The organism is Lysobacter yananisis, assembly GCF_031199375.1.
Taxonomy (GTDB): domain Bacteria; phylum Pseudomonadota; class Gammaproteobacteria; order Xanthomonadales; family Xanthomonadaceae; genus Lysobacter; species Lysobacter yananisis.
This window is the reverse complement of the sequence record NZ_CP133568.1, coordinates 4,561,054-4,584,566: the sequence shown is the minus strand read 5'-3', so window position 1 is coordinate 4,584,566 and position 23,513 is coordinate 4,561,054. Positions and strand designations below refer to the sequence as shown.

At 71.1% G+C, this 23,513-nt stretch carries 21 protein-coding genes; 7 read left to right on the top strand and 14 right to left on the bottom strand.

What is annotated here, in order from left to right:
- Positions 1–131: 131 nt before the first annotated feature.
- From RDV84_RS19215 to RDV84_RS19200, 5 genes are all read left to right on the top strand, one after another.
- Positions 132–1,967: a copper resistance system multicopper oxidase gene (locus RDV84_RS19215; protein WP_309151246.1), complete on the top strand. Its 1,836-nt coding sequence runs from the start codon at positions 132–134 to the stop codon at positions 1,965–1,967.
- Positions 1,964–3,082, top strand: a complete 1,119-nt coding sequence (locus RDV84_RS19210) for a copper resistance protein B (protein ID WP_309151245.1) — start codon at positions 1,964–1,966, stop codon at positions 3,080–3,082. Before RDV84_RS19215 ends, RDV84_RS19210 begins: the two co-directional genes overlap by 4 nt.
- Positions 3,083–3,094: 12 nt before the next feature.
- Positions 3,095–3,859, top strand: coding sequence for a c-type cytochrome (locus RDV84_RS19205; protein ID WP_057947689.1), 765 nt, complete (start codon positions 3,095–3,097; stop codon positions 3,857–3,859).
- Between the two features lie 48 nt (positions 3,860–3,907).
- Positions 3,908–4,033 (top strand): DUF6053 domain-containing protein, encoded by a 126-nt coding sequence (locus RDV84_RS26905; RefSeq protein ID WP_425608180.1) that lies wholly within the window; start codon positions 3,908–3,910, stop codon positions 4,031–4,033.
- Positions 4,034–4,327: 294 nt separating this feature from the next.
- Positions 4,328–4,756, top strand: a complete 429-nt coding sequence (locus RDV84_RS19200) for a hypothetical protein (protein ID WP_057947690.1) — start codon at positions 4,328–4,330, stop codon at positions 4,754–4,756.
- 7 nt (positions 4,757–4,763) lie between these two features.
- Here the strand turns inward: RDV84_RS19200 and RDV84_RS19195 are convergent, their stop codons facing one another.
- From RDV84_RS19195 to RDV84_RS19160, 9 genes are all read right to left on the bottom strand, one after another.
- Positions 4,764–7,394 (bottom strand): PAS domain-containing hybrid sensor histidine kinase/response regulator, encoded by a 2,631-nt coding sequence (locus RDV84_RS19195; protein ID WP_309151244.1) that lies wholly within the window; start codon positions 7,392–7,394, stop codon positions 4,764–4,766.
- An 89-nt stretch (positions 7,395–7,483) separates the two neighbouring features.
- Positions 7,484–8,161, bottom strand: coding sequence for a response regulator (locus RDV84_RS19190; RefSeq protein ID WP_231784037.1), 678 nt, complete (start codon positions 8,159–8,161; stop codon positions 7,484–7,486).
- Positions 8,162–8,431: 270 nt separating this feature from the next.
- Positions 8,432–9,154: a YiaD family glycine zipper/OmpA-like lipoprotein gene (locus RDV84_RS19185; protein ID WP_078995417.1), complete on the bottom strand. Its 723-nt coding sequence runs from the start codon at positions 9,152–9,154 to the stop codon at positions 8,432–8,434.
- Between the two features lie 216 nt (positions 9,155–9,370).
- A complete protein-coding gene (locus RDV84_RS19180; protein WP_078995418.1) occupies positions 9,371–10,831 on the bottom strand; it encodes a WS/DGAT/MGAT family O-acyltransferase in 1,461 nt (486 codons plus the stop codon).
- Between the two features lie 134 nt (positions 10,832–10,965).
- Complete coding sequence (locus RDV84_RS19175) at positions 10,966–12,396, bottom strand: cryptochrome/photolyase family protein (RefSeq protein ID WP_309151243.1); 1,431 nt, start codon at positions 12,394–12,396, stop codon at positions 10,966–10,968.
- Positions 12,397–12,719: 323 nt separating this feature from the next.
- A complete protein-coding gene (locus RDV84_RS19170; RefSeq protein WP_309151242.1) occupies positions 12,720–14,375 on the bottom strand; it encodes a S8 family serine peptidase in 1,656 nt (551 codons plus the stop codon).
- Between the two features lie 262 nt (positions 14,376–14,637).
- Positions 14,638–15,714 carry an alanine racemase gene (alr, locus tag RDV84_RS19165; RefSeq protein WP_309151241.1) on the bottom strand — a complete coding sequence of 359 codons (1,077 nt, stop codon included), beginning with the start codon at positions 15,712–15,714 and terminating at the stop codon, positions 14,638–14,640.
- A gap of 10 nt (positions 15,715–15,724) precedes the next feature.
- Complete coding sequence (locus tag RDV84_RS26895; protein ID WP_425606224.1) at positions 15,725–15,916, bottom strand: DUF6053 domain-containing protein; 192 nt, start codon at positions 15,914–15,916, stop codon at positions 15,725–15,727.
- A gap of 66 nt (positions 15,917–15,982) precedes the next feature.
- A complete protein-coding gene (locus RDV84_RS19160; RefSeq protein ID WP_078995421.1) occupies positions 15,983–16,315 on the bottom strand; it encodes a glycine zipper 2TM domain-containing protein in 333 nt (110 codons plus the stop codon).
- A 282-nt stretch (positions 16,316–16,597) separates the two neighbouring features.
- Between RDV84_RS19160 and RDV84_RS19155 the strand changes: the two genes are divergently transcribed.
- Both RDV84_RS19155 and RDV84_RS19150 read left to right on the top strand, forming a co-directional pair.
- Positions 16,598–17,254 carry a hypothetical protein gene (locus RDV84_RS19155; RefSeq protein ID WP_309151240.1) on the top strand — a complete coding sequence of 219 codons (657 nt, stop codon included), beginning with the start codon at positions 16,598–16,600 and terminating at the stop codon, positions 17,252–17,254.
- Between the two features lie 310 nt (positions 17,255–17,564).
- The gene (locus RDV84_RS19150) at positions 17,565–19,025 is read left to right on the top strand and encodes an NAD(P)/FAD-dependent oxidoreductase (protein WP_250450360.1); all 1,461 of its coding nucleotides are present in this window, start codon (positions 17,565–17,567) and stop codon (positions 19,023–19,025) included.
- Between the two features lie 9 nt (positions 19,026–19,034).
- On the opposite strand, the gene RDV84_RS19145 is transcribed toward RDV84_RS19150, so the two are convergent.
- The 5 genes from RDV84_RS19145 to RDV84_RS19125 all read right to left on the bottom strand — a co-directional run bounded on the left by RDV84_RS19145 (position 19,035) and on the right by RDV84_RS19125 (position 23,248).
- Positions 19,035–19,784: a class I SAM-dependent methyltransferase gene (locus RDV84_RS19145; protein WP_158229734.1), complete on the bottom strand. Its 750-nt coding sequence runs from the start codon at positions 19,782–19,784 to the stop codon at positions 19,035–19,037.
- A gap of 189 nt (positions 19,785–19,973) precedes the next feature.
- On the bottom strand, positions 19,974–20,120 hold the full coding sequence (locus tag RDV84_RS19140; RefSeq protein WP_168356357.1) for a hypothetical protein: 147 nt from the start codon (positions 20,118–20,120) through the stop codon (positions 19,974–19,976).
- A 163-nt stretch (positions 20,121–20,283) separates the two neighbouring features.
- A complete protein-coding gene (locus tag RDV84_RS19135; RefSeq protein ID WP_197414860.1) occupies positions 20,284–20,571 on the bottom strand; it encodes a hypothetical protein in 288 nt (95 codons plus the stop codon).
- A complete protein-coding gene (locus RDV84_RS19130; protein WP_175429205.1) occupies positions 20,568–21,749 on the bottom strand; it encodes an aKG-HExxH-type peptide beta-hydroxylase in 1,182 nt (393 codons plus the stop codon). The genes RDV84_RS19135 and RDV84_RS19130 overlap by 4 nt, the downstream gene beginning before the upstream one ends.
- On the bottom strand, positions 21,746–23,248 hold the full coding sequence (locus RDV84_RS19125) for an aKG-HExxH-type peptide beta-hydroxylase (protein WP_309151239.1): 1,503 nt from the start codon (positions 23,246–23,248) through the stop codon (positions 21,746–21,748). The genes RDV84_RS19130 and RDV84_RS19125 overlap by 4 nt, the downstream gene beginning before the upstream one ends.
- Positions 23,249–23,513 lie beyond the last annotated feature (265 nt).

The following is a 23,513-nucleotide window of genomic DNA, read 5'->3' as shown; positions in this document are numbered from 1 at the left end:
GCCCGCGGCGAACGCCGCGCGCCGTCGCCGTTCGCACGCGGGCCGCGCCGCCGCCCGGCCGGCCCGCGCATCGCTTGCCGCGATCCAGATCGCGGCGCTTCCCACTCGCCGGCAACGGCACGGAAGGTCCCATGAATTCACGTATTCCCCCTTACGGAGCGCCGCTCGACCGCAGCCGCCGCCGCTTCGTCGCCGGCCTCGCCGCCGGCGGCGCCATCGCCGGCAGCGGCCTGTGGCGCGGCGCGTCCGCCGCGCCGATGGCGCACGCCCCGCGCGTTCTCAGCGGCACCGAGTTCGATCTCGACATCGGCGCCACCCAGGTCAACTTCACCGGCCGCGTGCGCCCGGCGGTGACCGTCAACGGCAGCCTGCCGGCGCCGATCCTGCGCTGGCGCGAAGGCGACACCGTGACCCTGCGCGTGGCCAACCGCCTGCGCGAGGGCATGACCTCGATCCATTGGCACGGGTTGATCCTGCCGGCCAACATGGACGGCGTGCCGGGCCTGAGCTTCGACGGCATCCGCCCCGGCGAGAGTTACGTCTATCGCTTCCGGGTCGGCCAATCCGGCACGTACTGGTACCACAGCCACTCGCTGTTCCAGGAACAGGCCGGCTTGTACGGCGCGATCGTCATCGATCCGCGCGAACCGCATCCCTACCGCTACGACCGCGAGCACGTGCTGCTGCTGTCGGACTGGACCGACCTGGAACCGACCACGCTGTTCCGCCGGCTCAAGCAGATGTCCAGCTACGACAACTACTACAAGCGCACCGTCGGCGACGCGCTGCGCGACGTGCGCGACAAGGGCCTGGCCGCGACCCTGCGCGACCGCGGCGAATGGGGCCGCATGCGCATGACCCCGACCGATCTGTCCGACGTCAACGGCCACACCTACACCTACCTGCTCAACGGCGCCACGCCGGCCGGCAACTGGACCGGCCTGTTCAAGCCCGGCGAGAAGGTGCTGCTGCGCTTCGTCAACGGCTCGGCGATGACCTATTTCGACGTGCGCATCCCCGGCCTGAAGATGACCGTGGTCGCCGCCGACGGCATGCCGGTGCATCCGGTCAGCGTCGACGAGTTCCGCATCGCCGTGGCCGAGACCTACGACGTCATCGTCGAGCCTTCAGGCCAGGACGCCTACACGATCTTCTGCCAGGACAACGCCCGCACCGGCTACGTGCGCGGCACCCTGGCGGTACGCCAGGGACTGGAAGCGGAGGTGCCACGCACCGATCCGCGCCCACTGCTGACCATGGAGGACATGGGCCACGGCGGCATGGGCGGGCACGGCGGCCACGACATGTCGCAGATGAAGGGCATGGAGGGCGGTTGCGGCGGCAACATGGGCGGCGCCAAGTCCAAAGGCATGGAAGGCGGCTGCGGCGCCAACATGGGCGGCGGCAACGGCATGGCCGGCATGAACCACGCCGGCATGAACCACGGCGCCGGCGCGAAACCGGGCGGCGACGAGCGCCTGATCGACATGCGCGCGATGAGCGTGTCGCCCAAGCTCGACGACCCCGGCATCGGCCTGCGCGGCAACGGCCGCAAGGTGCTGACCTACGCCGACCTGCACAGCGTGTTCCCCGATCCGGACGGCCGCGAACCCGGCCGCGAGATCGAGCTGCACCTCACCGGCCACATGGAAAAGTTCGCCTGGTCCTTCGACGGGCAGAAATTCATGGGCGCGGAACCCATTCGGCTGACCTACGGCGAGCGCCTGCGCATCGTCCTGGTCAACGACACCATGATGACCCACCCGATCCACCTGCACGGCCTGTGGAGCGACCTGGAGAACGAGAAACAGGAATTCCAGGTACGCAAGCACACCGTCGACATGCCGCCGGGAACGCGCCGCAGCTATCGCGTGCGCGCCGACGCGCTCGGCCGCTGGGCCTTCCACTGCCATCTGCTCTACCACATGGAAGCGGGCATGATGCGCGAAGTGAGGGTCGAAGAATGAAGACGACCGCACGCCTGCCCCGCTCCGCCCTGGCCCTGGCGCTGTCGTTCGCCGGCGTCGCCGGCGCACAGCAGCACGATCATGCCGCGCATGCGACCGACGCGGCGCCCGCGGCCGCAATGGATCGTTCGCGAATGAACCATTCGCACGCCGGCAAGAAAACGCCGGCGAAGACGGCCGCCGCGCAGTCGAAAGCGGCCGCTGCGGACCCTGCGCAGATGAACCACTCGCAGATCGATCATTCCAGGATGGATCACTCCGGTCATGCGGCGCCTGCCGCCGCATCCGAGCCGGACGCGGCGATGGATCGCTCCAAGATGGACCACTCGCAGATGGACCATTCGAAAATGGACCACTCGCAGATGGGCCACGGCGCCGCGCCGCGCACCGACGCGCCGCAGCGACCGCGCGAGCCGATCCCCGCGGTCACCGACGCCGACCGCGCCGCCGCGTTCCCGCCGATCAGCCTGCACATGCAGCACGCGCCCGAGTTCGGCCGCATGGTGGTGTTCAACCGCCTGGAAGCGGTCGATGCCGAGCACGGCAGCGCCCAGGCCTGGGAAGGCCAGGCCTGGTTCGGCAACGACACCGATCGCCTGTGGCTGCGCAGCGAAGGCGAGCGCGAGGACGGCCGCACCGAATCGGCCAACCTGGAAGCGCTTTACGGCCGCGCGATCTCGCCGTGGTGGGACGTGGTCGCCGGCGTGCGCCACGACTTCCGCCCCGAGCGTTCGCAGACCTGGGCCGCGTTCGGTCTGCAGGGGCTGTCGCCGTACAAGTTCGAAGTGTCCGCCACCGCCTATCTCGGCGAACGCGGCCAGAGCGCGCTCAACCTGGAGGCCGAGTACGAGCTGCTGCTGACCAACCGCCTGATCCTGCAGCCGCTGGTCGAAGTCGAGTTCTACGGCAAGGACGATCCGCGCCGCGAGACCGGCGCCGGCCTCAGCAGCGCCGAAGCCGGGCTGCGCCTGCGCTACGAGTTCAGCCGCAAGTTCGCGCCGTATATCGGCGTGAGTTGGGAGCGCGCGTTCGGCGACACCGCCGACTACCGGCGCGCGCACGGCGAACGGATCGAGGACACCCGCCTGGTCGCCGGCGTGCGGCTGTGGTTCTGAAGGAGCGCGCCGATGAACGCTTTCCTTCGAACCGGCCTGTGGCTGGGCGGCGCGGTCTTGGCCGCGGGCGCGGCCGGCGCCGCGGCGCTGTGGTCCGGGATCTATGACGTCGGTGCCGACGCGCCGCACACGCGGCCGGTGTACGCCGTGCTCGAGTACGCGCGCGAGCGCTCGGTGGCGACGCGCGCGAGCGCGATCGCGGTGCCGGCCGATCTCGACGACGCCGAGCGCGTGCGCCGCGGCGCCGGCAACTACGCGGCGATGTGCGCCGGTTGCCACCTGACCCCGGGCGCCGGCCCCAGCGAGCTGTCGCGCGGCTTGTACCCGGCGCCGCCGAACCTGTCGCAACGCGAAGTCGATGCCGCGTCCGCGTTCTGGACGATCAAGCACGGCATCAAGGCCTCGGGCATGCCGGCTTGGGGCGGCAGCATGGACGACGCCCACCTGTGGGACCTGGTCGCCTTCCTCGGCCGGTTGCCCTCGCTGGACGCGCAGGGCTATCGCGAACTGGTCGCGCGCAGCGACGGCCATTCGCACGGCGGCGGCGAGGACGCGTCCGGGCATGGCGCCATGGGCGGGCATGCGCATCGCAACGACGCCCGGTCCGGCGCGGGCGATGCGCAGGGACACGACGCCGGCGCGGGCGATGCCGCAACCGGCGGACATGCGCATGCGCACGACGACGCGCATCAACCCGCACCGCGGGACAACGCCAAGGCCGCGCCACCGACCGAGGACGCGCACACCCACCGCGACGGCCGATCGCACCGGCACTGATCCGGCCGGACCGGCTCCGCTTCATAGCGGAGCCGGTCCTGGGAGTTTGTGGCGAGCGGCGGAGCCGATACCGGGAGTTCCGTGGCGATCCGAAAGGAAAGCGTCGGGCCTGAAGGCCCTCCCACGACAGCGGTCGGGCCGCACATCGCCGCAGATAGAGCCAGCCAGCTTTGAATAGAGCCAGCCAGCCTTACTGGAACCGGCCAGCTATATAGAGACGGCCAGTTTTGTAGAGACGGCCAGCTTTGTAGAGCCAGCGAGCTTTACTGGAGCCAGCCAGCTTTGCCGAAGCCGGCCGCCTTCGCTGTTGTGGGAGGGCCTTCAGGCCCGACGCCTTCCTCCCAGCCGCCACGCACTCGCTGAACGGCGCACTGCGTCGCACTCCCCTGCCGCCGCACTCGGCTTGGGCCCCCGCAAACGCGCGGCTATGATGTCGCTCAAGCCATCATCGCGGCCGAGGAGCCAGCAATGTCGATCAACTCCAAGGCCCGCCGCGACGCCAAGAAGCGCAAACTCGCCCGCGCCCGTCCGGTCGCGGCGGTCGGCGCCAGCATCGAGCCGCACGCGGAGCTGCGCGATACCGACGGCCGCCTGCTCGGCGGCATCGTCCGCCGCGACGGCGAATGGACCCTGGGCCTGGGCGGCCGCATCGTCGGCGGCTCCGAGAGCGCGGCGCGGGTGCTGGCCCTGCTCGAACGCGCCGCGTCGCTGCACCGGCGCGAAGGCCGCCAGGTCAGCCTGGGCTGCTCCAGCGCGTTGCGCCGCGCCGCCGACCAGGAACTGGCCGAGCGCGGACTGAGCTCCGAGCAGTTCCGCGAGGAATTGGAGAAAGAGCTGGCGATCGACCCGCCGCCCGCGCTCAACGTCGTCGCCGACGCCGGCGACGCCCGCCACTGAAACGGCGCTAGGCCTCGGCCAGCGCTTCCCAGCGCCGCTGCAATCCGGCCAGCTCCTCCAGCAAGGCCGCCACCTGCGCGGCCGATTCCGGCAACGGTCGCTGCGCCAGCTGCAACTCCAGCGCCTGCGCGCGCGCCGCCGCCTGAGCGTCGTACAAGGCGATGGCGCCGGCGCAGCGATGCAGCGCCGCCGCCAGCGCGACCGCGTCTTCGGCGCGCAGCGCCCCGGCGATGCCCTCGCGTTCGCGCGGCAACTCACGCAGCAACAGCGGCAACACCGCGCGCAAGCCCGTACGGTCCGGCTCGGCCTGCGCCGGCGCCTGCTCCAGCGTCGGCTTCGCCGCCGGCAACCAGCGCCGCAGCGCCCGTTCCAGCTCGCCCAGCCGCACCGGCTTGACCAGGCAATCGTCCATCCCGGCCGCATGGCAACGCTCGAGCTGCTCGGGCAAGGCGCTGGCGGTGACCGCCACGATCGCCAGGCGCGCGCCGCCGCCGCGCGCCTCCTCGGCGCGGATCGCGCGGGCCAGTTGGTAACCGTCGGGTTGCGGCATCTGGCAGTCGCTCAACAGCAGATCGAAGCCGCCCTCGCGCAGGGCCGCCAGCGCCTCGCGGCCGCTGGCGCACACCCGGCTGGCATGGCCGAGTTCGAGCAACTGGCGACGGATCAGTTCGCGGTTGATCGGGCTGTCCTCGGCCACCAGGATGCGCGTGGCCTGCGGCCCCGCCGCCGCTACCGGCACGGCCGCCGCACGCACGGCCGCCGCGGCCGGCGCGACGCTGGCCGGATCGCGCGCCCATTCGCAAGCGCGCCGCACGTGCAGGAACAGCAAGGGATCGGCGTGCACCGCATAGCTCTGCGAACCGCCGTCATGGTCGGTGCGGCGCATCCGCAATTGGCCGGGGCGCTCCGCGTCCTCGAAACTCAGGTCGGCCCGTTCGCCCGGCATGGCCGGCCGCTGGCGCAGCGCCGCCAGCCATTGCCGCAAGGCGTCGGCGCGGCGCGGATCGGCCAGCTTCACCGCCACCCGCAGCGGCGCCGCAGCGGCCCCCGGTTCCGCCGCCGCGGCCACCGCCGCGCGCAACGGCAGTTCGACCATCGCCCGCGTGCCCTGCCCCAGCCGGCTGTCCACGCGGATGCATCCGCCCATCAACTCCACCAGTTGCCGGCAGATCGACAAGCCCAGGCCGGTCCCACCGTAGCGGCGCGAGGTACTGTCCTCGCCCTGCCGGAACGGCTCGAACGCGCGCCGCAACTGGGCCGGGCTCATGCCGATGCCGGTATCGCCGACCTCGATGACCAACTTGGCCGCGCGCACCCGCATGTCCAGCCAGACTCCGCCGCTCTCGGTGAACTTGACCGCGTTGCCGAGCAGGTTCAACAGCACCTGGCGCAGCCGCGCCGCGTCGCCGAGCACGCTGTCGGGCACCGCCGCGTCCACCCGCAGGTCCAGGCGCAGGCGGCGGTTGCGGCAGTCCTCGGCGGCGTGCATCGCCACCGCATCGGCGAGCCCGCGCGGCTGCAGCGGCGCCCATTCGATGCGCAGTTGCCCGGCTTCGATCCGCGACACGTCCAGGATGTCGCCGACCAGCGCCTGCAGGCTCTGCGCCGACTCGCGCATGTAGCCCAACAACGCCTGCTGGTCGGCGTCCAGCGGCGAGCGTTGCAGCAACTCCAGCATGCCGACCATGCCGGCCATCGGCGTGCGGATCTCATGGCTCATCGTCGCCAGGAAATGCGATTTGGCGCGGGTCGCGGCCTCGGCCTGCTCCTTGGCCCTGGCCAGCGCCTGGGCCTGCACGTGCACGTCGGTGACCTCGACGAAGTAGCCGGTGTAGCCGGCCTCGCTGCCGTCCTCGCCAGGCTGCGGCGGCCGCGGCAACGCGCTGACCCGCACCCAGCGCCATTGGCCGTCGTCGCCGTGCACGCGGAAATCGGCATGCAGGCCGCTCATGGCCCGGGTCGCGACGCGGATCGCCTGGCGCAATCGCGGCAGGTCGTCGCGATGCACGCGCGCGAACAGCGCGCGCGAGTCGAGCGCCGCACGCTCGGCGCCGATCCCGAACAACAGCTCCGGGCGTCCGGTCAGATAAGGGAAGCGGATCTGGCCGTTGGCGGCGCGCTGCGCCTTGAACACCACGCCCGGCAGGTTGCGCGCGACTTCGCGCAGCTTGCGGTCGGCCGCCTCGCGCCGCCGCGATTCGTTGCGCAGGCGCAGGTGGAACACGGCGATGACGTTGATCGTCAGCAGCGCCACCGACACGATCACCAGCACCCGGCTCCACGGCACGCCCTGGCGATAGCGCGCGGCGGTCGCGCCGTCGCGGATGCGTTCGCGCTCGGCCTGCGGCAGGCGGTCGAGCCGCTCGGTCGGCGGGCTCGCACGGGCGCCGGCGGCGGCGGGGATCGATTCCGCCGTGGGACTGGCCGCGTTTCGTGCGAACGACCAAACCGTGTCGGGCGCGCTGCGCGTTGCGGCGATCTTCTCGCCGGTTCGCCCTGCCGCTATAGGGTCTTCGGCAATGCGAGCGCCCTTGCCGGGCAGCTCGTCCGCCGCGGGCGCGGCCTCGACAGCAACCGGCACGAGGACCGGGCCCGGATCGGGATTCCAGGTGCGCGCCTGCGCCGAACCCGCCGCCACGGCCGCCACCATCGCCAATGCAGCCAGTCCCCCGCACCGCAGCGCACGACGGCCCGCCTCGGCGCTCGCCGCAGGGGCGCCCGCGCGGTTCAGGACAGCAGGCCTTCGCTGCGGGCGTATTCGTAGATCTCGCGATCGTTGCGCAAGCCCAGCTTGGCCATCGCATCGGTCTTCTGCCGGCTGATGGTCTGCTTGCTGCGATGCAGTTGCGCGGCGATCTGCGACACGCCGAAGCCGGCGACGAACAGCCGCAGCACCTCGGCCTCGCGCGGCGACAGCGCCTGGCCGGCGCGCGCCAGCGCCGCCGCCGGATCGAGCGCGGCCGACAAGGCGCGGCCGTAGTAGTGCTGGCCCTGCGCCACCGCGGACACCGCCTGGGCCAGCTCGTTCGCGGCCGCGGCCTTGTCGAGCAGCCCGGCGACGCCGGTGTCGGCGATCGAACGCAGCATCGGCGGGTTGCCGATCATGGTCAGCACGATCACCGGCAATTGCGGATAACGGCGGCGGATCAGCCCGAGCAAGGTCAGGCCGTCGCCGGCGCGGCTGCCGGGCATGGAAAAATCGGTGATCAGCAAATCCAGCGGCGTGACCGCCAGCAGCCCCAGCAGTTCGTCGGCGCCGGCGGCTTCGGCCACCACCGTCCAGGCGTCGCCGCCGCCCGCGTCGAGCAGGGCGCGCACGCCAGCGCGCACCACCGGATGGTCGTCGGACAAGGCGATGCGCAGCGGCTCGCGCGGGAAATCGGGCATATCGGTCGCGTCGGGCATGTCGTTCACGGTGCTGTTCCTCTTGAACAGCTTCTCGTCGTGTACATGCGCAGGCGGACAAAAGGTGCGCGCAGGGAGATGGCGCGCGTTCGCTGCACCAAGCCAAGGCGGGCGAATTTGGCGATCCGTCGGCCGTCGCGGCGTCAGGCCGCGCCCGCGTGGAACGATCCACGCGAAATACAGGCGCAAAAAAATCGGGCCGCACTGGGCGGCCCGATTCGCGAACGCAGGCGCCGCGAACGGCGCGCCGTCAGGGTCGGTGGTGCGACGTCACGAGCGCACCGGCACCAGGGTGATCTCGACCCGGCGGTTCTGCGCACGGCCGGCCTCGGTGTCGTTGCTGGCGATCGGCCGGGTCTTGCCCGCGCCGGTGAGGATGAAGCGGTCGCGCACCAGGCCCTTGGACATCAGGTAATTGCCGACCGAAGCGGCGCGCTGCTCGGACAGGCGCTGATTGACCGCGTCGCCGCCGATGCTGTCGGTGTGGCCGGCGACCTCGACGATGGTCTGGTTGTACTCGTTCAGGGTGCTGGCGACGTTGTCGAGCACCGGGTCGAACTTCGGGTCCAAGTTGGCGCTGTTGAAGGCGAAGGTGATGTTGCTGGGCATGTTCAGGGTGATGTTGTCGCCCTGGCGGATCACGTCGACGCCGGTGCCTTGCATGCGCTCGCGCAGCGCGCGTTCCTGGCGGTCCTGGTAGTTGCCGATCGCGCCGCCGGCGAGGCCGCCGACGCCGGCGCCGATCAACGCGCGCTGGCGGCGCTCGGTGGCGTCGTTGCCGCTGAGCAGGCCCGCCGCGACGCCAGCCAGCGCGCCGATCAGCGCGCCCTTCTGGGTCTTGCTCATGCCGCCCTGCTGTTGCTGCGGCTGGTTCGGATCGCCCGGGTACGGCTGCTGCTGGCCGCCGTAGTAGCCGCCGCCACCGGTGGCGCAGCCGGCGAGCAGCGCGGTCAGGGTCGCGGCGGCGATGGCGAGTTTGAATGGGGTCTTCATGGGCTGTCCTCGTCTGGTGGCGGAGCGCCCACAAGCTAATCACGCCGCCGTGGGGGACGAGTGACGGAGGCGACCGCCCGTTCAGGTCCGGGCGGGGAAGGCGCGCGGGCCTTTCCCGGAGGGCTTTGCCGCTGCATGTGGGAGGGCCTGCAGGCCCGACGCCTTCCGATCAGGCCGGCAAGAAAGCGTCGGGGCTGAAGCCCCTCCCACAGGGCCTCAGGCCATCAACGCCGCCGCGCCCTCGGCGTCCAGGGCGTGGTTCCAGTCGCCCATCAGCGCCAGGTACAGCAGCTTGTCGAACTCGGCGCCGAAGCGGCCGATCACCTCGTCCGGATCGGGGATCAGCTTGCCGTCGGCGATCAGGCCGAAATGCACGCGGCCGTTGTAGCTCAGGATCGAGATGCCGACCCCGATCGAGCCGGTCTGCGGCACCCAGAACATCATTTCGTCGAGCCGGCAGCCCGCCATGTACAGCGGCTGCTGCGGCCCGGGCACGTTGGTCGCCACTGCGGTGGCCTTGCGGCTGAACAGCTCCAGCGCCAGCCCCTGCATCTGCGCCGGGGCCATGCCGAGCGCAGCCAAAAGTCCAAATGCGACAATGGCTTGTCGCGAATTCTTGAGATTATTCATGCACTCGGCGACGCGCTCGACCCGGCGGATCGGGTTGGCCTCGCCGACCGGCAGGTCTAGGAACACCAGGCCGAAGTGGTTGCCGAGCTTGCGCGCGTGTTCCAGCGGCCGCAGGTTGACCGGCACGGTCGCGCGCAGGGTCAGGCCGTCGACCGCGTCGCCGCGTTCGATCATGTAGCTGCGCAGCGCGCCGGCCGCGGTCGCCATCAGCACGTCGTTGACGGTGCAGTCGCAGGCGCGGCCGACCGCCTTGACCTCTTCCAGGTCCAGCGGCTCGGCCCAGGCCACCCGCTTGGACACGCCGAGCTTGCCGCGCAGCATCGACGGCGGATCGTCCGACAGCGACAGCGCGTGCAGCAGTTCGCGCGCGATCTCGCCGCCCTCCTTGGCCAGCATCGCCGCCAGGGTCGGATCGCGGTACATCTCCATGCTCTTCTCGACAGCCTTGCTGCCGAGCTTCATGTAGCGCTCGACCGCGCCGACCCGGCGGGCGACGTCGGCGCCGTCCTGCTTGAGCCAGGCGTGCGGCAGGTCGCTGCCCTTGGCCGGCTGCGCGGTGGTGTCGGTCAGCGACAGCAGCACCTGGACCAGGGCGATGCCGTCGGCATAGCTGTGGTGCAGGCGCGCGACCAAGGCCGAACCGCCGTGGTAGCGCTCGACCAGATGGAACTGCCACAGCGGCCGGCTCGGATCGAGCGGGCTGGAAGCGAGCTGGCTGACGAAGCGTTCCAGCGCGCGCTTGCCGCCGCGCCCCGGCAGCGCGGTGTGCTGCACGTGCCAGTCCAGGTCGAGGTCGTCGTCGGTCTGCCAGTAGGCGCCGGCGGCGGTGTCCACGGCTTTCTGCCGGAACCGCCCATAAGCGAGGAAGCGTTGTTTGATGACCTTGCGCAGCGCGTCCACCGACATCGGTTCGGCGAACATCAGCACCCCGGTGATCATCATCGGATTGGTCGGGCGCTCCATCCGCAACCAGGCCGTATCGACCCGCGACATCGGTTCGCGACGCGCGCGCCGGCGCTGCCCTGCACCCGTTTCTGCCTTCGCCATGCGTGTCTCCGATGCGTTCGGGCGAGTGAATCATGCGTGCGTCGCGGGAGTCAACGCGCCGGGTCGGGATTCGGGAACGAAGGGAAAACGCAACGGGCAGCGGCACGCCGGCCGCTCGCCGCGGCCGGCCTAGGTCACTCGCGCAAGCGGCGATACGCCTCCAGCGCCGCGTCGCGCCCGGCCGCGAGGTCGACCAGCGGCTGCGGCGGATAATCCGGCGCCTCGCGACGCAGGCGGCGCGGGTCCTGCCACGGCGCGAAGCGCAGCGGCACCGGCAGGCCGGCCAGCTCCGGCACCCAGCGCGCGATGTAGGCGCCGTCGGGATCGAACTTCTCCGACTGGGTCACCGGATTGAACACGCGGAAGTACGGCGCCGCGTCGGCGCCGGTGCCGGCGACCCATTGCCAGCCCAGCGTGTTGTTGGCCAGATCGGCGTCGACCAGGGTGTCCCAGAACCAGCGCGCGCCGTGCCGCCAATGCAGGCGCAGGTGCTTGGTCAGGTAGCTGGCGACGATCATGCGCACGCGGTTGTGCATCCAGCCGGTGGCCCACAGCTCGCGCATGCCGGCATCGACGATCGGCACGCCGGTGCGGCCCTGCTGCCACGGCTCCAGCTTCGGCGGCGCCGCGCGCGCCCAGTCGAAGTCGGCGAAGCGCGGGTTGAAGTTCTGCTCGGGCGTGTCGGGGAAATGGTGCAGCAGGTGGTGGGCGAACTCGCGCCAGCCCAGTTCGCGGATCGCCGCGTCGACGTCGCGCGCGTTGCCGGCGTTGCGTTCGGCCTGCAACGCGGCGACCGCGCGCCACGGCGCGATCTCGCCGAAGTGCAGGTGCGGCGACAGGCGCGAGGTGCCGACCCGGTCGGGCCGGTCGCGCTGTTCGGCGTAGCCGCGCAGCGCGCCGTCGACGAAGGTCTCCAGCGCCGCGCGCGCGCCGGCTTCGCCCGGGCTCCAGTGCTGCCAGAATTCCCGGTCCCACCCCAGCTTCGGCAGCAGCCGCAGCGCGTCCAGCGGCACGCCCTCCGGCCCTTCGCGGGTGGCCGGCAGCGAGGCCGGCGCCTGCCATGCGGGATGCTCGCGCCAGTCGGCCAGGGCCGCGCGCCAGAACGGGGTGAACACCTTGAACGGGCCGCCCTGCTTGGTCCGCAATGTCCACGGCTCGAACAGCAGCGAGCCGTTGAAGCTCTCCGCCTCCAGGCCCGTGCGCCGCAACTGCTGCTTGATCCGCGTGTCGCGTTTTTCGATGTAGGGCTCGTAGCGGCGGTTCCAGAACACCGCCTGCGCGCCGGTGGCCAGCGCCAGCGACTGCAAGGTCGCCAGGCTCGGGCCGAAGAAGCGGCGCAGGTGCGAGCCGCGCTTGCGCAGGTCGGCGTCGAGCGCGGCCAGGGAATGATGCCGCCACGCGTCCGAGGCGGCGCCGGGCGTCCACGCGCCGTGCTCGTCCGGCGCGTGGATGTAGACCGGCACCGGCACGAACCCGGCTTCCAGCGCCGCGCGCAGCGCCGGGTTGTCGTCCAGGCGCAGATCGTCGCGGAACCAGACCAGGGCGGAGGGTTGGGCTTCGGGCATCGGGGCCGGCGCGCGGGAGGGGCGACCAGTATGCAGCCAGAACCGCGGCCGCCCGCGCGCGCCGGCGCCGGCCTCGTTTCGCTCGCCCCGCCCCGCCGGCCTCGAAGCCGGCGCGCAGTCGGGCGGCGCCCGATTCGCAGATCCGCGCTTCGCAGACTCGCGCTTCGCAGATCCGCAACGCGCAAGCTGCCGGGCCCAAGCGAGCGGGCGCCGCACAGGCCTGCCCCGAGCGCTCGCGAACCCAGCGACCGGCCCGCGTGCGCCGCTTAAAAAGAACGGGAGCCCGAAGGCTCCCGTTCGCTTGCAGCTTCGGACGCGAACGCTTACTGCGACTGCAGCTCGGCGATCGCCGCCGGAATCTGCACCAGGCCCCAGCCGGTGTTGTTGTCGCGGCCGGCCGCGTCGATGTCCAGCGCGGTGGCGTCGAGCGCGTCGCGCACCTGCTGGGCGGTAGCGGTGGGCTTGGCGCTCCACACCACCGCGGCGGCGCCGGCGACGTGCGGGGTCGCCATCGAGGTGCCGCTCATGGTCTCGTAGGCGCTGTTCGCGACCGACGGCGTGGCGTCCACCGTCGCGGTCTTGCCGGCGAGGTTGGCGACGAGGTACTCGCCGTCGACCTTGCTGATGCCCACCGCCGGCAGGGTCGTGGTGGTCGCGCTCAGGTTCGGCGCGGTGCCGGTGTACAGGCCGATGGCCAGCGGGCCGTCGACGTTGTTGTAGATGACCACGCCGGCGGCGCGGCCGCTCTTGGCCTTGGTGATCTTGTCCACGAAGGTGTTGGTGCCGCGCTGGCAGACCACGATCTTGTTGCGCCAGGTGCTGGACGAGGTCTGGCACAGGCCGCCGTTGACCCAGCCCGCGCTGGCCGTGGCCTGCTTGGAGCCCGCCACCGGGATCGCGGCGAAGCTGGAGGTGCCGACCACCAGCGGGTCGTTCTTGAGCGGATAGGTGCTCAGCACGTCCACGCCCGGCGCCGCCAGTTCCACCTTCGGGGTGAACTGGGAGAAGTCGGCCTTGACGTTGCTCGAATCCACCGCCGCCACCGAGACCACGCTGGCGTAGCCGGCCGGATAGCTCTGCGAGCTGTCGCCGTCGTTGCCGGCCGCGGCGATGCTCAGCACGCCGGCGTCGGCCACGGTCTGGAACGCGGTGCGTTCGGCGGTGGACGCGCTCGGGCCGCCCAGGCTCATGTTGATGACCTTGGCGCCGGCGGCCTGGCAGCGCTGCGCGGCGTCGGCCAGGGTCGAGGAGTAGGTCCACGAGCACTGGCCGTGATCGCTGCCGTTGTAGGCGTTGCTGCCGAAGATCTTGACGATGTGCAGCGAGACCTTGCCCGGGCTCACGCCGACCACGCCGACGTTGTTGTTGGCCGCCGCGATGGTGCCGGCGACGTGGGTGCCGTGGCCGCAGGTGTCGGTGTCCCAGCCGGTCGGATAACCGGTGATGGTCATGCCGGCGAAATCTTCGTGGCCCTTGTTGAGGCCCGAGTCGATGATGCAGACCTTGATCCCGGAACCGTTGGCGGCGCCGGTGTCGAGCACGCCGTCGCGGTTGGCGTCCCACACGTTGCGCGCCTGCACCTGGTCGATGCCGTAGGGCACGCTCTGCGCCTGCAGGTAGCGCGGCTGGTCGATCTCGACCGATTCCACGTCGGGGTTGGCGCGCAGCGCCTTGACCGCTTCCGGCGAGGACAGGGTCATCACCGCGGTGTTGCTGCGGTCGAACTGGTAGTTGAGCTCGGCGTCGCCGGCCTTGGCCGCGCTGAGCTTGCCGCGCAGCGCCTGGATGCGCTGGCCCAGGTTCGCCGGCGCGGCCAGGCCGCTGCGCGCGTTGGCGGCATTGGCGGAAACGCCGGCGCCGGACTTGAACTTGACCCACACGCGATTGGGGTTGGGCCCTTCCTGGGCCATCGCCGCGGTGGACAGGGTGGTCGCGGCCAGCGCCAGGCCCAACGCGCACATCAACTTGCTCTGCTTCATCGATCCCCCGGGGATTGGAGTGACGGGGCCGGCTCCGGTCGGAGGCGGCCGTCGGGCGCGATGTTCGTGCCCGATGTCAGTCCTAACGGGGCCGCGAGGGTGCCACCCTACCCCGGGAAAACACCCAGGCCGACAGCGGATTTTCATCCGGTGCGCGCCTGGAAAACGCAAGTAAAGGCCGGTTTTTTGTGAGTGGATTTACTCGACGGTGTCCACAACTTGCGCACTTGGTGCGCATCGCTGCAGCCGCCGCGGGACGCGTTCAGGTCTCGACGAAACGCACCCGGCGGGTGATCGAGCAGGTCAGCTCGTAACCGATGGTGGCGCTGACCTCGGCGATGCGCTCCACCGGCAGCTCCGGCCCCCACAGTTCGACCGGGTCGCCGACCGCGGGCGAATCGATGCCGCGCAGGTCGATGGTCATCAGGTCCATCGACACCCGCCCGATCAGCTGGGTTTCGTGCCCGCGCACGCGCACCGGCGTGCCCGAGGGCGCCGCGCGCGGATAGCCGTCGCCGTAACCGATCGCGGCCACGCCGACCAGCATGTCTTCGGGGCATTCCCAGGTCGCCGCGTAGCCGACGCGCTCGCCCTTGCGCACCCGGTTGACCGCGATCAGCCGGGTCGACAGGGTCATCGCCGGGCGCAGGCCGAAGTCGGCGCCGGTGCGGCCCTCGACCACGCTGATGCCATAGAGCAGGCCGCCGGGACGGATCCAGTCGGCGTGCGCGTCCGGCCAGCCGAGCACCGCGGCCGAGTTCGACAGCGAACGCGCGCCGCCGAGCCCTTCGGTGGCGGCGGCGAACGCGGCCAGTTGCTGGCGGGTCTGGGGGTTGGCGAATTCGTCGGAACTGGCGAAGTGGTTCATCAGCACGATGCCGCCGGCCACCGCCGGCGCCGCGGTCAGGCGCACATAGGCCTCGCGCACGAACTCCGGGGCGAAGCCGAGGCGATGCATGCCGCTGTCGATCTTGAGCCAGCAGCGGATCGGCTCGCCCGGCCCGGCCTGTTCGAGCATCTCGATCTGGCTGATGTGATGGACCACGGTCTCCACGCCCAGGCGGCGCAGCTGCGGCAGATCCTCGGGTTCGTCGAAGCCCGACAACAGCACGATCGGCTGCGACAGCCCGGCCGAACGCAGCCGGTCGGCATCGGACAGCGCGGCCACGCCGAAGGCGTCGGCGCCTTCGAGCGCGCGGGCGACGCGTTCCAGGCCGTGACCGTAGCCGTCGGCCTTGACCACCGCCATCACCCGGCTGCGGGGAGCGAACGCCCGGGACTGGGCGAGGTTGTGACGCAAGGCGTCGGTGTGGATGTGTGCGCAGGTCGGTCGTGCCATGGCGCACATTCTAGCGGCGCGCTCGCGGCGGGCTATGAGGCGAATGTGAAGTGACGGCTGCGCGCAGGATGGGCAAAGCCCGAGCTTGCGGCCGATGCTTTCGGGCAGTCGTGGGAGGGCCTTCAGGCCCGATGCTCTGGTTTCGGATCGCGGCGACCCGAGCCGAAAGCATCGGGCCTGAACGCGATCCCACATAGGCCATCCACAAAAAAACCGCGCGCGGTCGCCCGCGCGCGGCTCGGTGTTGCGACGGCGGCGGCCGGCTGCGTCAGTCGCAGCGGCGCTCGATCACCGTCTCGGTCTTGTTCTGCTGGTTTTCCTGGATCTTGCGGCCCGCGAACGCGCCGCCGACCGCGCCGGCCGCGGTGGCCAGCTTCTTGCCGTTGCCGCCGCCGACCTGGTTGCCGAGCAGGCCGCCGGCCACCGCGCCGATCGCGGTACCGGCGATCTTGTGCTGGTCCTTGATCTGCTTGGGACGCTGCACTTCCACGTTGTAGCAATGCGGAGTCTTCTTCGACTTGGTCTGCGCGCCGGCGGCGCCGGTGACCATGACGCAGGACACCAGCGCAGCGGCGATCATGGTTTTGAAAGTGGAGTTCATATAACTCACCGAAGGAGTTGGGAGGGCGATGTCTACGATGCGCCCGGACTCGTCATAAAGACGTCAATCCGGCACATCGCCCCGGCAGGCTAGCCGCCCCAGCCTGAACGGGCGCATGCGCGTTCGCGCCGCGCGCGGCGAAATTCGCGCAGCGTGCGCGGCGTCGCCGAATGCGCGACGCACCGCGCCGTCGCGCAGCGGTACCGCGCCCTGCCCCGGCCGCCTATGATCGGCGTTTGCCCGCGCGTGCGCGGGTGCCGTGCGCAACAGGAGAAACCTCGCATGGACCGTCTTGCGGCCCGCATCCCGACTCCCCCGATGGCATGGCTGTGCGCGTGCCTGCTGCTGGCCGCGTGCGGCCCGCGCGAAGCGGCGCAGCCCGCCGCGCCCGCGACGTCGCCCGCGCCGGCCACGCAGAGCGCGCCCGCGCAAGCCGCGCCCGCGCCGGTCCAGGCAGCGCCCGCGCTGGCCAAGCCGCCCTATCGCTTCGCCTTCGCGAGCAAGGACGACAAGCGCAACAAGGACCCGCGCGTGGTCGAGTGGGGCGAAGACGGCTGCGGTCCGTATCCGGTCGCCGAGGTCGAGGCGATCCCGCTGCACGACGCCTGGCTGCTGCCGGACTGGGTGGTGGAATTCGACGACAAGAACCGCGAGATCGCGCGCTGGGGCCGGCCGATGGCGGCCGAACTGGTCGGCCTGGACGGGCCGCAGTTGCGCTTCCGCGTCGACGGCCACGGCCAGACAGGCGAGTTCGCCACCGACGCCGACGGCGCGCTGCAGCCGCTGAGCGCCAGCGGCGCCTCCCTGTACGACAGCGCGCGCCAGATCGAATGCCCGCGGTTGCCGACCTTCGCCGAATCCGACTACGCGCAATGCTTCGTGGTCAAGGATGCCGCCGGCGCCGAACGCCGCCTGGCCTGGGAAGCGCCCTGCACCTGAGCCGCGCGGCGCCGTGCGGCGCGACACCCGCGCGGCGGCGCTGCAGCATGGAACGGCGCCGACGACGACGGCGGCGACGAGAAACGCAGAGGCAACGCACGCAGATGTAATCGAGTTGGCGTTCTGCGCAATGGGTCGCTCGTCACCGCGCGCCCGCGCCCGCATGATGCAGGACCGCCCGCGCACGGTCGCCCGACCCAGGCGCGCGCGGCCGACGCGTATCGCGCACGCCTGCCGCGATGGTTTGCGGCCGATGCGATCACGCGACCCGAGCCGATGACGGACGCGCCCCGCGCGCGATGGAGCGAGCATGGCCGATTACGATGGTTACGATGTCGTGGTGGTGGGCAACGGCGTACTGGGCATGGCGACCGCGCATGCGCTGCAGTTGCGCGATCCCGGATTGCGCGTGGCCGTGGTCGGCCCGGCGCCGCGGCCCGGCGCGGCCTCGGCCGCCGCCGGCGCGATGATGGGCTGCTACGGCGAGGTCACCGCGCAACTGCTGCGCACGCCGTCCGGACGCGCCAAGCTGGCCAAGGGCCTGCTCGCCGCGCGGCACTGGCCGGACTGGCTGGAAAGCATCAACCAGGCCCTGCCCGCCGAGGAGCGCATCGCGCTGACGCCGGGCACGATCGTCTTCAGCAACAACAAGTCCGGGATCATCGAGGACGAGAACTACGCGGCCATCGTGCAGGCGCTGGAGGAAAACGGCGCGGCCTACGAGACGCTCGACCCCAACCGCATCGACGGCCTCGCCCCGGCCGAGGACTGCCGGCCCAGCCGGGCCCTGTACCTGCCCGACGAAGGCTCGATCGACGCCGCCAAGCTGTTGGGCGCGCTGAGCGCCTTGATCGAGCGCTCGCCGACGCTGAGCTTCATCGACGACACCGCGACCGGCCTGGACATCCACGGCGGCCGCATCCGGGCCGTGCGCCTGCGCGAAGGCGGCCGCGTCGCCGCGCCGCAGGTCGTGCTCGCCGCCGGCGTATGGACCCAGGCCGTGCTCGACAGCGTGCCGGAGCTGGCGCGGCGCATTCCGCGGCTGTTCTGCGGCGGCGGCACCTCGCTGCTGCTCGACACCGGCCCGCGCGCGCAGGCCCACGTGCTGCGCACGCCCAACCGCGCGTTCGCCTGCGGCCTGCACGCGGTGCCGCGCGGCGGCGGCCGGCTCTACGTCGGCGCCACCAACACCCTGTTCGCGCAGCCGATGCTGCGCACCTCGCCGGCGGACATGTTCTTCCTGCTCGAATGCGCGCTGGACCAGCTCGACCAGGACCTGTGCGCGGCGCAGCTGGTGGCCTGGCAGGCCGGCAACCGCCCGGTCGCGGTCGACACCTGCCCGCTGATCGGCCCGACCTCGGTCGAGGGCCTGTGGCTGCTGACCGGCACCTACCGCGACGGCCTGTTCCTGTCGCCGCTGCTCGGCCGGCACATCGCCGACCGCGTCTGCGGCGGCCCCGGCCTGTTCGAGGAAACCTTCGCGCCCGAACGCAAGCCGATCCGCCTGTACACCGTCGAACAGGCGCGTGCCGAGGCGCTCAAGCACTATCTGGCGATGGGCTCCGAGCACGGCATCCGCCTGCCGCGGGTCGGCTGGCACCACGCTTTTCCGCGCTTCTACGAACAGATGCTCAACGGTCTGTACGACGAGCTGGGCGAAGAGGAATTCGTGCTGGCGCCGGAACTGCTGGCGATCGTCGCCGCCGACCGCAAGCGCATGGTGCCGTTCTTCCGCGACTACTACGCGCAGGTCCGCCAGGCCTGGGCCTGACGCCGCGGCTCAGGCCGCGCCGTCGCGCAGGAACCAGGCCGACAGGCTGCGCCGCCACTGCTGGAAATAGGCGCTGTCGCGCTCCGGCGCGATCGTCGCCGCGGCCGTGTCGATGCGCTGCATCGCGCCGTAGCCGAGCCGGGCCATCGCGCCGGCGATCAGGCGTTCGCCGAGCACCACCGAGTAGCCGCAATCCGGACGCCGGTTGTAGCGGTAGTTGCAGCTGTTGACCAGGTTCGGCACCGCCACGCGCAGCTCGGCGACGCCGTCGTCGAGGGTGTCGATCAGGATCGCGCGCGGGCGCAAGTGCGCCATCGCTTCCAGCAGCAGGAACGGATGGGCGGAGTGGTAGAGCACGCCGGCGCAGACGACCACGTCGAACCGGTCCTGCCCCAGGTCCCACAGCGCGTGGTGCATGTCGCCGGCGACGATGCCCAGGCGTTCGCCGAAACGCTCGCGCAGGTGGCGCACGCAGCGCGGGTTGTTCTCCACCGCGACGACCTGCGCGGCGTGGGCGAGCAGCGCCTGGGTCAAGCCGCCGGTGTGCGCGCCCAGTTCGAGCACGCGCGCGCCGCGCAGTCGTTCGGCTTGGGTATCGATGAGCCAGTGCCGGCGGATCGGCGTGGCGTGGGTGTGGTCGGCCTGTTCCAGCACCACTTCGAAGCGCTGCGCCCAGTGCGCCAGCGGCATGCGGCCGTCGGCGGCGTCGCGGTCGAGCCAGGCGTAGTCGACCGCGTCGGCGTCGCGGCGCAGCACCATCACGGCCTCGGCCGGGTCCGCGCGAGAGCGCCAGATCTCGCCGGCGCTGGGCGCCCCCCCGGCGTCGCCCGCGGCGGGATCGGCGAACGACGCGGGCGCCGGGCGTTGCGATCGAAAGTCCTGCATGCGGGCGGCGCCAACCCTGCCGCGCCCTTGCGGGCGCGGCAGGTCCAGCGACTGGCGCGGGCGTCAGTTGCTCGGCGGGGCCGGCGAGACGTTGTACGGCGGCCACCAGCGGCGCTCGTCGGCCGAGCCCGTGGTCACTTCCGATTCTTCCAGCGCCTTCTTGTTGCTCAACAGGTCCTTCAAGGTATCCAGGTTGGTTTCATTGCTCATGGACGTTCTCCTGTGGAATGGACGTACTGTCTTGCCTCGATCGCTGCGGCGTCCGTGCCGTCGCTTGCTACCTCTTCCTTTCGCGTGGCCCGCCCGAGGGCCGTAGTCGGTGGATCCGGCCGCGACGACACCGGCCGGGGCCGGCGCGCGCGCGCCGCCAGGCTCAGGCCGGCGCGGCCTCGATCAGGCGGCTGCCGAGCAGCGACGCCAGGCCGCGCTCGGCGCGGGCCCGGGCATCGCCGCCGCCGAGCTTGTCGCCGGCGAGTTCGGCATAGCCGCGCGCGACCGCATCGACATTGCGGCCGTCGCACAGCTCGAACAACAGCCAGGTATCCAGGGCCAGCCAATGGATGCGCCCGGAATGCGGCGAGAACACCATCAGGCATTCGGCCTGCGGCACCGGGCGCCAACGCACCCCGTCGGCCTTGCGTACGCTGTCGTCTGCGTTCATGCGGCCTCCCGCGCGTCGGCGAACATCGCCTCGTCCACCGGCGCCAGCGCGCTGCGCAGCCAGTGGATCAGTTCGAAACCGCCCGGCGAGAGCAGGTGCGACCACTCGCCTTCGAGCATCTCGCCGAGGTAGCGCGCGCGGTCGATCGAGCGCCCGTACTGGTGGGCGGTGTCGTTGTTGACCACCGACATCGCATGCGCGCGGCTCACATAGGCCAGCGGATCGCCGTACAGCTCGAAGCAGCGCGGGTCGGCGACCAGCGCCGCGGCCTTGAATAGCGACAGATGCACGTAGACGTGGTACGCGAAGATCGCGCGCACGATCGACCAGCGCACGTTGCGCCACGGCACCTGGATGGTCGCGTCCGGCTCCTTGGCCAGCGACACCGAGCGCGCGGCGTCGAACAGCTTCATGTGCAGGCCTTCGTGCAGCAGGCAGCCGGCGATGTCCCAGGGATTGCCGAGCTGGTCGAGCGAGACGAACACGGTCGAAGGCGTGAGGTCGCCGCCGGCGGCCGACAGCACGATCCCGCCTTCCAGTTGCGCTTCCAGCAGCGCGATCGCGCCGACGTGGCGCAGCGCCGCCGGGCCGGAGTTGGGCAGCAGCATCGACAGCAACGCGATCGAATCCTGGACCTTCTTCTGCGCGCCCGCGTCAGGGTTCAACAACAGCCCGCGGTTGGCCGGGTTGTCGGCGAAGATGCGGTCGAACGCGGCCTGCAACTGCGCGGCGAACGGGTCGTCGCTGCCGACGATCGACCACATCCAGTGCTGCTCCTGCGACTGCAGGCCCCAGCGCTGCAGCATGTGCGATTCGCACAGCCCCGCCGGCAACGCGGCGATGGCTTGCGGCAACAGCGCTTCGAGCCGGTGCGGCGACGCCAGCTGCCCGCTCTCCAGTTCGGAGAAGGCGTCTTCGGCGGCCAATCGCACCAGCGGGTCGAAGAAAATCCGCCGCACGTCGGCGTCGGGCATCGCCTCCACTTGCTGCAGCAGCGCCGCGGCCTGCGGCAAGCGCTGCGCGAACAGCTCGGTGCCGAAGCGGTAGCGCGCGTAAACCTTGGCCAGGATGCGCTGCGAATCGCCGAAGTTCGGATGCTGGGCGAGCGTGCGGTCGGCCGCGGCGACCAGTTGCGCCTGCGGCGAGTGGGCGTGGCCCTGGGCGGACGGCGCGCTCATGCCGCCCTCCCCTCGCGCAGCGCGACGCGTTGGCCTTGCGCAACGATCATGCCGGTGGCGACCAGGCTGTCCAACACCGGCTCGACCTGTTGCCAGGCACGCTCGGACGCCAGCCCGGCGAGGTCGGCATAGGCCTGGGTCAGATCGCTTTCGCTGCGCCCGTCGCACAGCTCGAACATCAGCCAGGCGGCGGTGTTGAGCTTCTGGATCTTGGGCCGGGCCGGATCGGCCGCGAACAGGATGCCGCGGTCGCCGACCGGGCGCAGTTGCAGCTGCGGGTTCTTGGCGTAATGCACCGACGTCGTCGGCGCGCTGGCCGCGACCGGCGCGGGCTCGCCGGCCGCGCCGGCCTGCGGCGCGACCGACAGGTCGATCAGCGGCGCGATCGCCGCGCACAGCCAATCGACCATGCGCCGCGCGTACGGGGTCAGGTAGTGCGACCACTGCGTGCGGAACTGCTGGGCCAGGTAGGCCATGCGTTCGTGCCCGCGCGAGAACGGCGTGGCCGAGGCGTTGTTGACCACCGACATCGCATGCGGCCGGGTCGCGGCGCGGTAGCTCTCCGGCGCGCCGTAGACCGCGTGCAGCTGCGGCCCGATCTGTTCGACCGCGGTGCGGAAGATCTGCAGGTGGACATAAGCGTGGAACGCGAACAGGCAGTTCGACACCGAGATCTCGCGGCCCCACGGCAGCGTCACCATGTCCTCGCGCACCACCGCGGCGCTGGTGCGGACCATGTCGGAGAGCTTCAGGTGCACCGCCTCGTGCATGATGTGCACGGCCGTGTCCCAGGGATTGGCCAGTTCCTCGGGCGCGATGAAGATCATGCACGGCGTCGAGTCGCCGCCCGAAGCGGTCAGCATCGGCCCGCGCTCGTTGCGCATGTTCGCGAACGCGACCGAATGCAGGTGGCCGAACACGCTGCGCGCGACCTGCGGCACCAGCGATTGCAGCAGCGAACAGGCGCGGTCGAGCTGGGCGACCATCTGCGGCGTCGGCCGCACCAGTTCGGCCTCGCAATGGCCGCCGGGCATGAAGCCCAGGCGCAGCGCTTCGCGCAACGCGTCGGCGACCGGTTCGGAGGCGTCCGGCAGGTCCCAGATCCAGATGCGGCGGCCGTCGAGGTCGGGGCCGGCGACGAAGCTGCGCTGCATCGCCGAAGCCGACAGGCTCAGCGGCTGGTCGATGCGCTGCAGCGACTGCGCCAGGCTCCAGGCCAGCACGCCGGCCTGGTGGATCGGCGCCACCCCGGTTTCCAGCCGTTCGATCGCCGCTTCCAGCTCGGCGCGCACCAGCAGGTCGCCGAACAGCTTGTCGGCGCGGCGCTCGTCCAGGGCCTCCAGCGCCGGCAGCAAAGCCTGCAGCGCGGCGTCTTCGCGCGCCAGCACCGCCAGCGCGAATCTATAGCGTTCGACGTTGAGCCGAACGATCTGTTGCGAATTGCCGAACTCGTCGTGGGCCTGCAGACCCGCGTCGACTTGCTTGATCAGATCTCTCATGGGAAGACCTACCTCGCGAAATCCAGCGTTCGAGTTGTCGTTGCTTGCGCGTGCGGGACGATCGCGGTGCGACAGGTGCGCTGCGTTCGTCCGACTCCTGGGCTTATAGCAAGAAGATGTCATGCGCTTTTGTGCATGGGCATCGCAAACCGGCAAGTTTTTTTCTGTATGCGGCCCTTGCGGCCGTGCGAGCGCGCGCATGCGAGCGCGGTGCGCGACAAAGCGCAAAGCGTGTCGCAAAACGATTCATCGTCGTCGGATGCGC

Coding starts and splice junctions, on each gene's coding strand:
- RDV84_RS19215 (WP_309151246.1), top strand. CDS start 132: ATGAATTCACGTATTCCCCCTTACGGAGCGCCGCTCGACCGCAGCCGC.
- RDV84_RS19210 (WP_309151245.1), top strand. CDS start 1,964: ATGAAGACGACCGCACGCCTGCCCCGCTCCGCCCTGGCCCTGGCGCTG.
- RDV84_RS19205 (WP_057947689.1), top strand. CDS start 3,095: ATGAACGCTTTCCTTCGAACCGGCCTGTGGCTGGGCGGCGCGGTCTTG.
- RDV84_RS19200 (WP_057947690.1), top strand. CDS start 4,328: ATGTCGATCAACTCCAAGGCCCGCCGCGACGCCAAGAAGCGCAAACTC.
- RDV84_RS19190 (WP_231784037.1), bottom strand. CDS start 8,161: ATGCCCGACGCGACCGATATGCCCGATTTCCCGCGCGAGCCGCTGCGC.
- RDV84_RS19185 (WP_078995417.1), bottom strand. CDS start 9,154: ATGAAGACCCCATTCAAACTCGCCATCGCCGCCGCGACCCTGACCGCG.
- RDV84_RS19180 (WP_078995418.1), bottom strand. CDS start 10,831: ATGGCGAAGGCAGAAACGGGTGCAGGGCAGCGCCGGCGCGCGCGTCGC.
- RDV84_RS19175 (WP_309151243.1), bottom strand. CDS start 12,396: ATGCCCGAAGCCCAACCCTCCGCCCTGGTCTGGTTCCGCGACGATCTG.
- RDV84_RS19170 (WP_309151242.1), bottom strand. CDS start 14,375: ATGAAGCAGAGCAAGTTGATGTGCGCGTTGGGCCTGGCGCTGGCCGCG.
- alr (WP_309151241.1), bottom strand. CDS start 15,714: ATGGCACGACCGACCTGCGCACACATCCACACCGACGCCTTGCGTCAC.
- RDV84_RS26895 (WP_425606224.1), bottom strand. CDS start 15,916: ATGGCCTATGTGGGATCGCGTTCAGGCCCGATGCTTTCGGCTCGGGTC.
- RDV84_RS19160 (WP_078995421.1), bottom strand. CDS start 16,315: ATGAACTCCACTTTCAAAACCATGATCGCCGCTGCGCTGGTGTCCTGC.
- RDV84_RS19155 (WP_309151240.1), top strand. CDS start 16,598: ATGGACCGTCTTGCGGCCCGCATCCCGACTCCCCCGATGGCATGGCTG.
- RDV84_RS19150 (WP_250450360.1), top strand. CDS start 17,565: ATGGCCGATTACGATGGTTACGATGTCGTGGTGGTGGGCAACGGCGTA.
- RDV84_RS19145 (WP_158229734.1), bottom strand. CDS start 19,784: ATGGTGCTGCGCCGCGACGCCGACGCGGTCGACTACGCCTGGCTCGAC.
- RDV84_RS19140 (WP_168356357.1), bottom strand. CDS start 20,120: ATGAGCAATGAAACCAACCTGGATACCTTGAAGGACCTGTTGAGCAAC.
- RDV84_RS19135 (WP_197414860.1), bottom strand. CDS start 20,571: ATGAACGCAGACGACAGCGTACGCAAGGCCGACGGGGTGCGTTGGCGC.
- RDV84_RS19130 (WP_175429205.1), bottom strand. CDS start 21,749: ATGAGCGCGCCGTCCGCCCAGGGCCACGCCCACTCGCCGCAGGCGCAA.
- RDV84_RS19125 (WP_309151239.1), bottom strand. CDS start 23,248: ATGAGAGATCTGATCAAGCAAGTCGACGCGGGTCTGCAGGCCCACGAC.